Raw genomic sequence first — 12,487 nt, 5'->3', positions numbered from 1 at the left:
CCGGCGTCAGTACTCCGTCGGCGTGGGGTGGGGCGAGCTGAGCAGCGGCGACGGGCAGAGGCCGAACATCCACGCCACGGCCTGCTCCACGCGAGCGGCCTCCAGCCCGTCGGTCTCCTCGAGCTGCTGCAGCGGCCGCGCCGCCAGCACCTGGCGCACCGTCGCCATCACGGCGGGGCTGCCGATGCTGCGGATCGAGTCGCCCGGCTCGTGCGCGTGCGGCCCGTCGACGAGCACGGCCGGCGTGCCGAGGCCGGGCGCGTCGGCGACCAGCTCGGGGTCGTCGGACACCAGCACGACGCTCGCGGCGACCAACCCCACCAGGTCCGGCAGTGCGACCTCGCGGGCGACCGTGGCGCGCGGATGGTCGAGCAGCGGGCTGCCGGCGCCGTGGGCGGCGAGCTCGCCGAACAGCACGACCTCGATGTCGGGCTCACGGTCCAGCAGGTCCGGCAGGCCGGCCAGCACGCCGAGGGAGTCGGCGCGGTCGAGGCCCACCAGCACCACGCGGGTGCCGTACGCGCGGACGCGCCGGACGAGCCGCGCGAACCGCAGGTCGGTGGCCGGCGGGTTCGCGTTGAGGGTGTCGCCCACCGGGATCGCGTTCGGGCCGAGCTGCCCGCCCACCGCTGCGCCGCCCGTGGTGAGGAACAGCGACGCCAGCTGCCCGATCATCCGCCGGTTCGCCTCCTGGGGGAACGGGCAGAGCAGGTCGTCGCTCGCCACCCCGGCCTGCAGGTGGACGACCGGGATCTGGCGCCAGAACGCCGTCATGGCGGTGACGACCGCCGTCATCCCACCGCCGTGCACCAGCACGGCCGACGGGTCGAGGTCGACCAGCAGCTCGTCGAGCCGCCCCATCAGCACCGACGCGACGCCGGCCGGGTGCGGTGCCATCGGCTCGCGGATCAGCATCGTGACGTCGGCCGGCACGCCCATCGCCTCGAACGCCTCGTGCACGCCCATCGCGTCCGGGCCCGTGGCGACCGTGACCGCACGGATCCGATCGATGTCGGCGAAGGCCGTGGCCACCGGTGCGAGCCGGGCCACCTCCGACCTGCTGCCGGCGATGAGGAGCACGTCATGATCGTGTTCGGGCAGCGGGAGGGAACCCAGGGACGCGTCGAAATCGGTCATCGGGGTGTCCTCTTGCGCCGGGGGAGCTGGCCCCTCAAGTGTGCTTCGGGTCACCCATAAGCGTCGAGACCTGCTGGCGCAGAGAGGTATCGAAGGGGTGAGAACCACCCGAACGGAGGTACGCAGACGGTATTGATGGTGACGGAGCGTGAAGTGATAGGCTCCTGTACGCACTGCGGATGTAGTTCAATGGTAGAACATCAGCTTCCCAAGCTGAATACGCGGGTTCGATTCCCGTCATCCGCTCCACACGCAAAGGCCCAGGTCAGAGGCGGTTTCACCGCGAACCTGGGCCTTCGTCGTACCGGGGGTGCGCGTGGACCGGGCGACTGCCGTCGCGCGCGAGCGGGACTCCGGCGAGGTCATGACCGTGCATCGCGAGACGGACCTGGCTGCGGTGTCGCGCCGGCGCGGAGCGCCGCCTCCTCGACCCGCGCGCGGTGCGTCGACCAGTAGGCCGCTCCGCGGCCGTCCGGCGCGAACTGCCCGACGACGCCGTCCAGGTGTTCCCGCAGGATGTCGGCGTGACCGGCGTGCCGGTTGGTCTCGGTCAGCACGTGCACGATGACCTTGAACAGCGTCGTGTCCGGTTGCGGCCACCACGGCACGTGCCCGGGTGCGTCGAGGTCGAGCGCGGCGATCGTCGCGTCGGCGTGCTCGCAGGCCCGCCGGTAGCGGTCGACGATCCCGGCGCGGGACTCCGCGGCGGTGGCCCACATGTCGGACTCCGGCTCGGCGTCGTCGTCCCACCACGGCAGCCGCTCCGGGAACGGCCGCCCGAGCGCGTCCCCGAGGTAGCGCGCCTCGCTCATCGTCACGTGCTTGACGAGCCCGAGCAGGTTGGTGCCGGTCGAGGTCATTGGCCGGCGGACGGCGTACTCGTCGAGCCCGTCCAGCTTCCCGACCAGCGCCGTCCGCGCGTCGCGCAGGTAGGAGTGCAGGTAGGCCTTCGCCGAATCGTCCGTCACGCGTCGAGCGTGCCCGACAGAATGGGCCGATGCGCCGCCTCGTCCTCCTCCGCCACGCGAAGTCCGAATGGCCGGAAGGGATCGCGGACCGCGATCGCCCGCTGGCGGCGCGCGGCCGGCGGGAGGCGCCGCTGGCCGGGAAGTGGCTCCATGAGCACCTCGGGAGCGTCGACCTGGTGGTGTGCTCGCCGGCGCGGCGTGCCCGCGAGACGTGCGCGGCGGTGAACGAACAGCTCGGCGCCGAGGTCCGCGTCGACGGCCGCCTCTACCCCGGCTTCCCGGACGATCTGGTCGCGGTGGCGCGCGAGCTGCCGGACGCCGCCCGGACCGTCCTGTTCATCGCGCACAACCCCGGGCTGGAGGAACTGGTCGGCGAGCTCGCCGGTGCGGTGTGCGTGCTGAAGACGTCGTCGATCGCGGTCCTGTCCGGCGACGGCGGCTGGCCCGACGTCGGTCCGGGCTGGGCGACGCTGGACGCGGCGACGCCGCGGGCGTGAGGGCGGCGGATCCGCATCGGCTACCTTTCGCCCGTGCCCGATCCCCACGTGCGCAGCGGCCGCCGCCAGCAGGGCCGCGCCACGAACGACCTGGTGATGTCGTCGCACGTCGGGGTCAACGGCGACGTGTTCCCGCAGATCCTCGACCTGTACGTCGCGTCGGGGGCGACCGTTGCCGACGTGACGTACGGGTCGGGCGCGTTCTGGCGGCGCGTCGACCGGCCCGACATCACGCTGCTCGCCACCGACCTCGCCGACGGTGTCGACTGCCGGTCGCTCCCCTACGCCGATGGCTCGATCGACGCCCTCGTGCTGGACCCGCCGTACATGCACACCCCCGGCCAGGGCGCCCACCAGGGACATCAGAACTTCGAGGCGTACTACCGCAACAACGCCACCGCGGGCTCGGGCGCGGCGAAGTACCACGAGGCCGTGCTGGAGCTGTACTTCGCCGCCGGCAAGGAGGCCGTGCGGGTGCTGCGGGACGGCGGCATCGCGATCGTGAAGTGCCAGGACGAGGTGTGCGCCAACCGCCAGCGGCTCACCCACGTCGAGATCATCAACGAGTACACCAGCTACGGCCTGCAGACCGAGGACCTGTTCGTCGTCACCCGGCCGACGCGACCGGGCGTGAGCCGCCTCGTGCGGCAGCGACACGCCCGCAAGAACCACTCGTACTTCCTGGTGTTCTGGAAGGCGGCCCCGTCGCGGCGCTGGCCGGGCCGGGTGGATCCCTCCTAGAGCTCTCCGGCGACGATCCCGGCCGCTCCGGCCATGCCTCGCGCGTTGGGGTGGTACGGGAACGCGGGCGCGGTCGGCACCAGGCCCTCCACCCAGCGCTCGCCGGGCGCGGCACAGAGCCCGCTGTCGGCGCTCGGGGTGCGGATGTCGACGTACCGGGCGCCGTGCGCGGCCGCCTGTTCGGCGAGCATCGCCATCAGGCGGTCGAACGTGGCCTGCAGGTAGTCGGCGTCCGCCGAGGGGATCGGGTCGACGGGGTGGCAGCCGCCGGGACGCCAGTAGGTGAGGTAGCCGACGACGAGCACCTCGGCGTCGGGCGAGCGGCGGTGGATCTCGTCGAGCGCGGCGGCGATCTTCGGCGCGGTGGCCTCGATCCGCGCGGCGAGCTGGTCCTCCCCGCCGCGGGTGTACCGCTGCGCGCAGGAGGCCGGGCCGGGGTCGGGGAGGGGGCTAGCGCAGGACGGCACGACGGTGCCCATGTCGATGTCGTTGGCGCCGATCGCGAGCGTCACCAGGTCGGTGTCGCTGCTCAGCGCGTCGTACTGCGGGGGCACGACCCCGAACTGCCGTCCGCCGAGGTCCGTGGTCTTCGCGCCGGAGCAGGTGACGTCGGTGAGCGCGGCTCCGACCAGCCCGGCGAGGACGTGTGGCCAGTTGCGGTCGGACCGCGTGCACGGCAGGTCGATCTGGTTGGGGATCAGCGGGCCGGCCGCCGACGAGTCGCCCAGCGCGACGTAGTGCAGCGGCTCTGCGGCGTGGGCCGCCGGACCGATCAGCGCGGCCGCGGCCGCCACCAGCACCGCTCCCAGTACCCGTACCCGCATCGGCGCCCCCCGTCTGCCTCTGCAGCGGAAACGAGGCTGCGCCCGGGCGGATACGTGCGCCATCCTGGCGCGATGATCGCTTCCGGGGGCGCACGGCTGCAGTGGGCGCAGCTGCCGGCCGCGGTGCGGGCGTGGGTCGACGAGCTGCTCGGCTCGCCCGTCACCCAGGCGGAGTCCCAGGCCGGCGGGTTCTCGCCGGGCTCGGCCGACCGGGTCCGCACGGCAGCCGGTGGACGGGCGTTCGTCAAGGCGGTGAGCGCGGACCTCAACCCGGACAGCGTCCGCATGCACCGGAGCGAAGCCCGCGTGGCGGCCGCGCTCCCGCCGGAGCTGCCCGCCCCGCCCCTGCTCGGCTCCTACGACGCGGACGGGTGGGTGGCGCTCGCGTTCGCCGACGTCGACGGCCGCACCCCGCAGCTGCCGTGGCAGCGGGCCGAGCTCGACACGGTGCTGGAGGCGCTGGCGGTGCTCGCCGGCGCGCCCTGCCCGGTGCCGGATCTGGCGCCGGCGCGGAAGGGGATCACCGACATGTTCGCCGGGGTGCACCGGATCGACGCGGCCGCCGTCGCCGGGCTGGACCTCCCGGCGCTGGTCGAGCCGGCGATCGCGGCTCTCGACGGCGACGCGCTGGTGCACGTCGACCTGCGGGCCGACAACGTCCTGCTCACCGCGGACGGGGCCGTGCTCGTCGACTGGCCGCACGCCTGCCGGGGCCCGGCGTGGCTCGACACGCTCCTGCTCCTGATGGAGGTCGACCGGTTCGGCGGCCACGACGTGGACGCGCTGCTGGCCGCGCACCCGGCCACGCGCGCCGTCGATCCCGCCGTCCTGGACGGGGCGCTCGCCGGCTGCCTGGGCTTCTTCCTCGACCAGGCGCGGCGGCCGGCACCGCCGGGCCTGCCGCGGTTGCGGGAGTTCCAGCAGGTGCAGGCGGATGCGCTGCTGGAGTGGCTGCGCCGGCGCCTGTCGTGACCCGTCAGCCCGCGTCCAGGTCGAGCAACGTCATGACCGGGCCAGCGCCACCGCGGCACCTGCGACGAGCGCGAGTCGCACCCGGTTGACCCGGTGCCACGTCCGCACCAGCCGGGCCTGCTCGACAGGGTCGGTGGTGCGGCCGGTGATCAGGTCGAGCGCGACGGTGCGCACGAGCGGCGCCGTGAGGGCGGCACCCGCCGAGGCGAGCACGGCCGCGGTGACGGCCGGCCGGGTGCGTTCCGTGGCGGCGAGCGCGATCACCGAGCCGACGGTGACGGGCGCCGCGGGCAGGAAGTAGCGCGCCGGGCTGCCGGCGGCCAGCACCCTGCCCGGCGGCGCGGCGGCGACCAGCCCGGGCACACCGACGACCTCCTCGTACAGGTTGCCGAAGAACCAGTGCGCCACCGCGGCGCGGGCCACCGTGCGAAGAGCTCCCACGCACCGATCCTGGCATTCCGCTGGACGGTGCAGCCACCATGATCGAGTGGACACGCTCGACACCGAACGGCTGCACCTGCGCCGCATGACCGACGACGACGCCGATCACCTCGTGGCGCTGCACAACGACCCGGAGGTGATGCGGCACCTCAGCGCGGACCTCACCGAGACGCGGGAGCGGGTGCTCACCGAGCTGCTGCCGTACTACCGGTCGTTCCACGACACCCCGTTCGGCTACTGGGCGGCGGTCGAGCGCTCGAGCGGCCGGTGGCTGGGCTGGTTCCTGTTCCGCCCGCGCCGCACGGACCCGGTGCCCGGGGAGATCGAGCTCGGTTACCGCCTCACGCGCGCCGCGTGGGGCAAGGGGTACGCGACGGAGGGCTCCCGAGCGCTGGTGGCGCGCGGGTTCGCCGACCACGACGTGCAGGTCGTGTTCGCCGAGACGATGACGGTCAACCGCGGCTCCCGCGGTGTGATGGAGAAGGTGGGGCTGCGGCTCGTCGAGACGTGGCGGGACCCCGCGTCCGTCGGGTTGGCCGGTGCCGAGCACGGCGACGTCCGCTACGCGCTGACCCGCGAGGAGTGGGCGGCGTCAGCGCACGCGTGAGTGGGTCGGCCGGGGCGGCGGGCGTCGGGCCACGACGACGACGCCCGTCACGGCGATGGCCAGCCCGATCACGAACACCAGCGCGAACCCCTCGCGGACCGGGTCGCCGAGCAGCGCGATGCCGACGAGCCCCGGCACGACGACGTTGGTGACGATGAAGACCGCGGTGACGGAGCCGATGTCGCCGCGGCCGATCGCCGCCGAGTACCCGATGATGCCGACGACCCAGAACCCGGCCACGAGGTACAGCGCCGGCTGGGCCAGCAGGGCCGCCGGGGAGAAGTCGGCGGTGATCTCGACGTGGGCGGCCCGGACGGCGAGCGCGGAGCCGCCGAACCCGACGCCGGCGATGATCGCGAGCGGCCATGCGTGCCGGAACTGGCGCAGCACCAGCACTGCCACCCCGAGTACGAGGACCAGCCCGATCAGCACCAGGTCGACGAGGTTCGACGACACCGCCGTCCGCTTGTCGCCTGCGCTCGACGCCACGATCACCAGCCCGACGAGGCAGGCCGCGACGCCGAACCGGGTCGTCGTGTCGAGCCGGGCGCCGACCCGGCGCGCGCCCAGCACGGCGGTGATCGCGATCGAGCCGCCGATCACGGCCTGCACCGCGAACACCGGCAGCTCGCGCAGCGCCGCGGCCGAGCACAGCCACGACAGGAGGTCGATGAACAGGCCGCCGAGGTAGAACGGCTGCACGGCCAGCGGCCGCGACTTGGTGGCTTTGCGGGCCGCTTCGCCGGCGGCGAGCGCCCCGGCGCTGTTCAGGACCATCGCCATGAGGGCGAAGAGGATCCCGATCAGCACCCCGTCAGCATGCCTGCCGTTCGTCGACGGCGCCGGGGCGACCCACCTGTGCGGCGATAACGATCGGTGCCGAACTCAGTGGTGGATCCGTCCCGGCGCGGGCGGCGGCCCCGGCTGGGTGGGGATCGGCGGGGCGGCCTGCTGCCCGTCCGGGCGGGCCGGCAAGCCCGGGAGCTCGAAGAACCCGCTCATCAGGCCACGCCCGAGGTACACGGTGCCCTCCGGGTCGAGCTTGCGAGCCTGCTCGGCCTGCTCGGCGCGTTCCTGGCGGATCCGGCGATTGCGCTCCGACACCGTCGCGACCAGCACGATCAGCAGGGTTCCGACGATCAGCGGCACGCCGATGAGCAGCACCAGCCAGCCGAACCCGTACACCGCGAACGCGACCGCGGCGATCTCCATGCCGAGGACGACCGTCCCCATGCGCAGCATCATGTCCCTGCCTCGCCTCCCCGACGCGGTGCCCTCCGCGCCGACCCCCGAACTCATCGCAGCAAGACCCATGATCGTCACATCGACGTGGCCGCCCGTGTCCGTACCACTACGGTACGTGAAGATCACGCAGTGCGGACGACCGGCCCGTTGCCGTCGGACACCGGGCTCGCACCGGCCGGGCCGCCCGTGGGCACCGCGGCCACGCCGGTGTTGGTTCCCGGCCGGCCGGCGCCCTGCGTGGTGTCGCCACCCGTGCCGCCCGTGCCACCGTTGGTGCCGCCGTTGTTGGCGGGCGGCGCGGCGGTGGTCGTCTTCTGCTGCGGCGGTGCCGCTGTCGTCGTCTTCTCGGACGGCGGAGCCGTGGTCGTCTTCTCGGCCGCGGTCGGAGGCTGCGGCTGCTGCTGCGTCGCCTTGCCGGGAGCCTTCGTCGCCTGGTGCTGCTGACTGGTGCTCTGGCCGGCGGGCGGGGAGCTCGCCCCGGTCTCGATGGCGCTGCTGCTGCCGGTGGGGGTCGTGCGGTTCGCGTTCCAGATCAGCGCACCCGCCACCACGGCGGCCACGGCGAGCACGCCGCCGACGCCGAGCAGCAACCCGCTCGGGCGGCCGCTGCTGCGCCGCCGGCCGTCGTAGTCGTCGTAGTCCCAGTCCTGCTCGGCCGGCTCCGGCTCGGCGCGCCGCCGCGACGGGCGGACCGGCTCGTCACCAGCGGAGAAGAGGGCGTTGGCCGGCTCGTGCACCGGACGCGGCGGCGGGGCGGAGCCGTGCCGGGAGCCACCGGGCGGCGGCTGCCACGACTGCTGCGGCGGCCCGACGGGAGTCGGGGGCGGGGTGTGCTGCGGCAGGCTCGCGCGGCCCGGTCGCGGCGGAGGCGGCAGGGCCGAACCGGCGGCGGCGCCGGCCGCGAGACCGGCCGCACCGGCGGCGCCAGCCGCAGCAGCGCCGCCGGGCCGGCGGTGGCCGCCGGTCGCCTGCGCGGGCGACGCGGCCGGGCGCGGCGCGATGGCCAGCGCGGCACCCTTGGCGATGGCGTTCTTCGGGTCGGCGTCGACGGCGACGGGCCGGCCGAGCTGCTCCGACACCAGCTGCCCGACCAGCGGGATCCGTGACGACCCGCCGACCAGCAGCACCGCGGTGAGCTGCTCGGGCGCGAGTCCGGCCGACTGGACGGCCCGGCGCAGCGCCGTGACCGTGTCCTCGACCTGCGGGTAGATCAGGCCCTCGAACTCGCTGCGGTGCAGCCGCACGGAGCCACGCGACGCCGGCAGCATCACCGGGATGGAGACCTCGGTGTCGCTGGAGAGCGCCTCCTTGGCCTCCGTGCACTCCCGGCGGATCTGCGCGACGGCGGACAGCACGGCCGGGTCGGTGTCGTCGAGCTCGGCGAACGCTTCCGGCAGCCCGTCGCGGACGTGGTCGAAGACGACCTGGTCGAAGTCGATTCCGCCGAGCCGCTCGAGGCCCTCGGGGCGGCCGACCAGCCCGAACCCGGCCGGGCCTGCCCCCTCGGCCTTGTGCACGACCGCGGCGTCGAACGTGCCGCCGCCGAGGTCGTAGACGGCGATGGTGGATCCGTTGGGCACGCGCTCGGAGGCCGCGTAGGACAGCGCGGCGGCCTGCGGCTCGGCCAGGAACGTGACGGTGAGGCCCTGCGCGCCGAGCGCGCCTGCGAAGAGGTCCTTCTTGTGCGGACCCCACGACGCCGGATGGGTGATCGCGATCGCGTCGGCCGGGCCGCCCTCGCGTTCGGCCACCCGGTCGACGACCCAGCGCACCAGCCTGGCGGACAGGTCCTCGGGCGCCCACGCGCGGCCACCGGCCACGATGGGGGTGCGGTCGCCGATGCGCCGCTTGAACTGGCGCACCACCCGGTCGGGGTCGGTCACCGCGCGTCGCTCCGCGGCCTCGCCGACCACGACCGTGCCGTCGTCGGCGATGTAGAGGACGGACGGGACGGTGGCACCACGCGTGCCCAGCGTGACGCTCTCCGGCTCCGACCAGCCCTGGCCGGCGGACCGGCTCACCGCAGCAGCGGTGTACGTGGTACCCACGTCGATCCCGAGCCGGTAACTCATGTCGCAACCCTTTCGCGTGCTCCCCCGCGGCGCCCGCGCACGGACCACCCCTCCGAGGTGCAGTATGGCGTCCGGCGTCCGGGCCGTTCGATCGCGGTCCGTGTCCGTGACGGACGGATCCCCTATCGCGGGGCCCCGGATCCCCCAATGGGGCCCGCGGGGACTCTGCGCGATCCCCGATGGCGGCGCCACCGCTGGCCCATAACGTTCCTGTCATGACGGCGGCCCACCCCGGGCCCGCACCGCTCGACCACACGATTCGGAGACACCAATGGCCACCTCGCTCCTCGAGTTCCTCCGTGAGCTGCTCGCCGACGCCGGCCTGCGCTCGCAGTTCGAGAACGACCCGCAGGGCACCCTGAACTCCCACGGTCTCGGCAACGTCTCCGCCGCAGACCTGCACGACGGCCTGTCCCTGATGTGCGACGCGTCGGAGCACGAGTCGGACCACGGGCACGGTGGCGGCCACCACGTCGCGGCGCCGCAGCCGGTGCACCACGACCAGTCGCCGATCGAGTACCTGCACACCTACATCACGAACAACTACACGATCGACGACCACAGCATCGACAACTCGATCCACCAGAACATCGACAACGAGGGTGGGACGTTCAACCAGGACATCCACAACGTGTCGAACTCCGGTGACAACGCGGTCGTGGCAGGCGACGACATCGACGGCTCCACCATCACCACCGGCAGCCACAACCAGATCGGTGACGGCAACGTCGCCGGCTCCGGCAACGTCGTCGGCGACCACAACCAGGCCGTGACCGGCAACGACAACACCACGGGCTTCGGCTCGGGCGACGTCAGCTCGGTCGGCGGCGGTGTCTCGGTCGGCGCGGGTGGCGCGTTCTCCGGCACGGGCAACGCCAGCACCGACGACCACTCCGTCTCGCAGCACGACGTGGGCAACCACACGACGACCACGTCGTACGACGACTCGTTCAACACCGACACCGAGGCGCACATCAGCGACGACCACTCCTACGCGTCGACGACCCACGACAGCCACGACCAGACGTCGCACACCGACGTCGACGTCAGCCACTCGTACAACGCCGACGTCTGATCCAGCTCCACCGCACGAGCCCGGCGCCCCGCCGCACCCGCGGCGGGGCACGGGTGCCTGCGATCCACTCGTCGATCCCTAGGGAACAGCCATGTCGGAGCCCCTCTCGCTCCTCGAGTTCGTGCAGCGACTCGCGGGCGACGGCGACCTGCGGGGCGACTTCGCCGCCGACCCGCACGGGGTGCTCGCCGACCACGGGCTCGACGGTCTCCCGCCCGAGGACGTGCGCGACGCGCTCCTCCTCGTGGAGGACACCCGCACGCTCGACTACCAGCCCGACCACGATCCCGGGCCGCTGTTCGACCCGGACGGCCCGGACGCGCTGGTGCGCTACCTCGCCGACCACGCCGGCCTCGACGTCGGGCACGCCGGCTTCGACGTGGACGGCTCGGGCGACATCGACGACCTCGACGGGTACGCGGTGACCGCTCCGCAGCACGCGGCTCCCGTCGACGACCCGGGGCACGGCGCACCGGAGTTCGGGTACGGCGTCCACGTGCCGTCGACGGTCGGCGCGGACCTCGGCCCGGACCTCGGACCCACGCACCCCGAACCGGACGCCCATCCCGACCTGCACGGCGCGACCGAGGCGGTGTTCGACGAGCCCGGCTCGTACGACGAGTTCGGTACCGATCCGGCGTTCGACCACCCACACGGGTTCGACCATCCGGTCGACGAGCCGGGTCATCCCGGCTGAGCCGGCCGGCCCCACAACTGCCAGCACGACCCCGTCAGCCCCGCCCCACGGCGGGGCTGACGTGCGTGTCGGGGCCGTCGGGCGTCGCTCGACCGGGCGAAACAGGCGCCGTTCGGCCCGGTGACGGCCCCGTTGCCCGATCGGGGGGTGGGCGCGCACCCCGGGCGCCCCTACATTCGGCGCCGGCGATCCCCGTATGCGGGGGATCAGGACTGTGGGCGATCCCCGATGGCCCGGCGCTGCGGGAGCCCTACTTTTCACTCAACGCCGGAGCACTCCGACCGGCAGCCGACAGAAGCCAACCAGGGAGCTGACCCAGATGACCACCTCGACCTCGCTGATCGACCTGATCATGAGCCTGCTGCGGGACCCTGCCCAGCGCGCGGCGTTCCAGGAGGACCCCGAGGGCTTCCTGGCCTCCTGCGGCGACATCTCCCCCGAGGACGTCAAGGACGCGATCGAGCTCGCCGACGACCGCGACAGCGGCCACGGCGGCAGCCACGTCCACGTCCCGCCGCCGCCGCACCCCCACCCGCACCCGGGCGAGTCCGACCACGAGGCGGCCGTCCGCTACCTGAACACCTACATCACGAACAACTACTCGATCGACGACCACAGCATCGACAACTCGGTGCACCAGAACATCGACAACGAGGGTGGGACGTTCAACCAGGACATCCACAACGTGTCGAACTCCGGTGACGGCGCGGTGGTGGCCGGCGACGACATCGACGGCTCGACGATCACCACGGGCGACCACAACCAGGTCGGCGACCACAACGTGCAGGGCTCCGGCAACGTCGTCGGCAACGACAACCAGGCCGTGACCGGTGACGACAACACCACGGGCTTCGGCTCCGGCGCCGTGAGCTCGGTCGGTGGCGGTGTCTCGGTCGGCGCGGGTGGCGCGTTCTCCGGCGCGGGCAACGCGAGCACCGACGACCACTCCGTCTCGCAGCACGACGTGGGCAACACGACGACCACCACGCACGTGGACGACTCGTTCAACAACGAGAGCGACCTGCACTACTCCGACGACCACTCGACCGCGGTCTCGGTGGACGACGACCACAGCACGTCGACGCACACCGACACGCACGTGAACGACTCGTTCAACGTGGACAACTGATCGGTCACGTCGTGGCCCGGAGTAACCTCCGGGTGATGCGACCGCCGGCCCTGCCACCCATCGGGTTATGCCCGCGGGGTGG

14 protein-coding genes and 1 tRNA gene are annotated in these 12,487 nt (G+C 73.2%); 8 read left to right on the top strand and 7 right to left on the bottom strand.

The genetic code is table 11. The features are described 5' to 3' along the window. Window positions 1-6: 6 nt before the first annotated feature. Window positions 7-1,137, bottom strand: coding sequence for a UDP-N-acetylglucosamine 2-epimerase (locus ACQEVB_RS06605; RefSeq protein WP_432966477.1), 1,131 nt, complete (start codon window positions 1,135-1,137; stop codon window positions 7-9). A gap of 175 nt (window positions 1,138-1,312) precedes the next feature. Between ACQEVB_RS06605 and ACQEVB_RS06600 the strand changes: the two genes are divergently transcribed. Beyond that, a tRNA-Gly gene (locus ACQEVB_RS06600) sits at window positions 1,313-1,386 on the top strand. A gap of 113 nt (window positions 1,387-1,499) precedes the next feature. On the opposite strand, the gene ACQEVB_RS06595 is transcribed toward ACQEVB_RS06600, so the two are convergent. Continuing rightward, window positions 1,500-2,105, bottom strand: a complete 606-nt coding sequence (locus ACQEVB_RS06595; protein ID WP_432966475.1) for a DinB family protein — start codon at window positions 2,103-2,105, stop codon at window positions 1,500-1,502. 29 nt (window positions 2,106-2,134) lie between these two features. On the opposite strand from ACQEVB_RS06595, the gene ACQEVB_RS06590 reads away from it, so the two are divergent. Together ACQEVB_RS06590 and ACQEVB_RS06585 are read left to right on the top strand one after the other, a co-directional pair. After that, a complete protein-coding gene (locus ACQEVB_RS06590) occupies window positions 2,135-2,602 on the top strand; it encodes a SixA phosphatase family protein (protein WP_432966473.1) in 468 nt (155 codons plus the stop codon). A gap of 33 nt (window positions 2,603-2,635) precedes the next feature. Continuing rightward, complete coding sequence (locus ACQEVB_RS06585) at window positions 2,636-3,343, top strand: DNA methyltransferase (RefSeq protein WP_432966471.1); 708 nt, start codon at window positions 2,636-2,638, stop codon at window positions 3,341-3,343. Here the strand turns inward: ACQEVB_RS06585 and ACQEVB_RS06580 are convergent. Next, window positions 3,340-4,167, bottom strand: a complete 828-nt coding sequence (locus ACQEVB_RS06580) for an SGNH/GDSL hydrolase family protein (protein ID WP_432966469.1) — start codon at window positions 4,165-4,167, stop codon at window positions 3,340-3,342. The two genes, ACQEVB_RS06585 and ACQEVB_RS06580, sit on opposite strands and share 4 nt — an antisense overlap. A 72-nt stretch (window positions 4,168-4,239) precedes the next feature. Between ACQEVB_RS06580 and ACQEVB_RS06575 the strand changes: the two genes are divergently transcribed. Then, complete coding sequence (locus ACQEVB_RS06575; RefSeq protein WP_432966467.1) at window positions 4,240-5,139, top strand: hypothetical protein; 900 nt, start codon at window positions 4,240-4,242, stop codon at window positions 5,137-5,139. A 30-nt stretch (window positions 5,140-5,169) separates the two neighbouring features. Here the strand turns inward: ACQEVB_RS06575 and ACQEVB_RS06570 are convergent, their stop codons facing one another. Further along, window positions 5,170-5,580: a DUF1772 domain-containing protein gene (locus tag ACQEVB_RS06570; RefSeq protein WP_432966465.1), complete on the bottom strand. Its 411-nt coding sequence runs from the start codon at window positions 5,578-5,580 to the stop codon at window positions 5,170-5,172. Window positions 5,581-5,626: 46 nt separating this feature from the next. Between ACQEVB_RS06570 and ACQEVB_RS06565 the strand changes: the two genes are divergently transcribed. After that, the gene (locus tag ACQEVB_RS06565; RefSeq protein ID WP_432966463.1) at window positions 5,627-6,187 is read left to right on the top strand and encodes a GNAT family N-acetyltransferase; all 561 of its coding nucleotides are present in this window, start codon (window positions 5,627-5,629) and stop codon (window positions 6,185-6,187) included. Here the strand turns inward: ACQEVB_RS06565 and ACQEVB_RS06560 are convergent. From ACQEVB_RS06560 to ACQEVB_RS06550, 3 genes are all read right to left on the bottom strand, one after another. After that, window positions 6,173-6,997 carry a hypothetical protein gene (locus ACQEVB_RS06560; protein WP_432966462.1) on the bottom strand — a complete coding sequence of 275 codons (825 nt, stop codon included), beginning with the start codon at window positions 6,995-6,997 and terminating at the stop codon, window positions 6,173-6,175. The genes ACQEVB_RS06565 and ACQEVB_RS06560 overlap by 15 nt on opposite strands. Window positions 6,998-7,072: 75 nt before the next feature. Beyond that, window positions 7,073-7,420, bottom strand: coding sequence for a hypothetical protein (locus ACQEVB_RS06555; protein ID WP_432966461.1), 348 nt, complete (start codon window positions 7,418-7,420; stop codon window positions 7,073-7,075). Between the two features lie 134 nt (window positions 7,421-7,554). Then, on the bottom strand, window positions 7,555-9,504 hold the full coding sequence (locus ACQEVB_RS06550; protein ID WP_432966460.1) for an Hsp70 family protein: 1,950 nt from the start codon (window positions 9,502-9,504) through the stop codon (window positions 7,555-7,557). Window positions 9,505-9,775: 271 nt separating this feature from the next. On the opposite strand from ACQEVB_RS06550, the gene ACQEVB_RS06545 reads away from it, so the two are divergent. The 3 genes from ACQEVB_RS06545 (at window position 9,776) to ACQEVB_RS06535 (ending at window position 12,405) form a co-directional block, all read left to right on the top strand. Then, the gene (locus ACQEVB_RS06545; RefSeq protein ID WP_432966458.1) at window positions 9,776-10,579 is read left to right on the top strand and encodes an IniB N-terminal domain-containing protein; all 804 of its coding nucleotides are present in this window, start codon (window positions 9,776-9,778) and stop codon (window positions 10,577-10,579) included. 91 nt (window positions 10,580-10,670) lie between these two features. After that, window positions 10,671-11,276 carry a hypothetical protein gene (locus tag ACQEVB_RS06540; protein WP_432966456.1) on the top strand — a complete coding sequence of 202 codons (606 nt, stop codon included), beginning with the start codon at window positions 10,671-10,673 and terminating at the stop codon, window positions 11,274-11,276. Between the two features lie 319 nt (window positions 11,277-11,595). Further along, on the top strand, window positions 11,596-12,405 hold the full coding sequence (locus tag ACQEVB_RS06535) for an IniB N-terminal domain-containing protein (RefSeq protein ID WP_432966454.1): 810 nt from the start codon (window positions 11,596-11,598) through the stop codon (window positions 12,403-12,405). Window positions 12,406-12,487: the final 82 nt, after the last annotated feature.

The organism is Pseudonocardia sp. CA-107938 (assembly GCF_050936315.1).
In the GTDB taxonomy this organism is placed as follows: Bacteria; Actinomycetota; Actinomycetes; order Mycobacteriales; family Pseudonocardiaceae; genus Pseudonocardia.
This window is presented reverse-complemented; position numbering and strand designations above follow the sequence as displayed.